We start from the raw sequence: 346 nt of genomic DNA on the forward strand, positions 1-346 counted from the left end.
TGGGCGTCGGCGCCCTCCTACTAGGCGATGTCGCATCGGTAACGCGCTGGTCTGGCACCGCCCTCATCGCAGCAGGCATTGCCTGTCTTAGTTTCGTTTGATCAAGGAGACCCATTATGAAGAGCAAAACTGCATTGATCCGCGGCGGCATCTTTTTTTGCGTAGCAGGCGCGCTCTCTGGATGCGCGACCAACAGCATGACGCGCTCCGGATTTCTCGGCGACTACGAGAAGTTATCGCCGACACGATACGAGAACGTACTGATGTACCGCGCAGCGGGATTCGAGCCCAAGCGTTATGCCGCTGTCGTGGTGGAAGAAGCGCAGATCAAGACCGCCTCGGGTCG

At 58.4% G+C, this 346-nt stretch carries 1 protein-coding gene; it reads left to right on the forward strand.

The features are described 5' to 3' along the window. Positions 1 to 116: 116 nt before the first annotated feature. On the forward strand, positions 117 to 346 hold a 230-nt coding region (locus ACR6JA_RS23145; RefSeq protein ID WP_494599858.1), incomplete at its 3' end, for a hypothetical protein.

Source organism: Cedecea sp. B1(4) (assembly GCF_059414925.1).